Origin of the sequence: Neisseria sp. HMSC068C04, from assembly GCF_001810105.1 — a bacterium.
Taxonomy (GTDB): domain Bacteria; phylum Pseudomonadota; class Gammaproteobacteria; order Burkholderiales; family Neisseriaceae; genus Neisseria; species Neisseria flavescens_B.
This window is the reverse complement of record NZ_KV800014.1, coordinates 1-235: the sequence shown is the minus strand read 5'-3', so window position 1 is coordinate 235 and position 235 is coordinate 1.

Genomic DNA, 235 nt, shown 5'->3' with positions numbered 1-235 from the left:
GTTTCAACACACAGCCGCCTGAAGGCGGCTGGAGATTCCGCCTGCTATTGCTGTTCCGCTGTTGGATGTTTCAACACACAGCCGCCTGAAGGCGGCTGGACGGCAGGGGCTTGATATGGATTTACTACTTTTTGGTTTCAACACACAGCCGCCTGAAGGCGGCTGGCTGCCATAGGTAGGACACATACGCCGTGTTCCATGTTGTTTCAACACACAGCCGCCTGAAGGCGGCTGG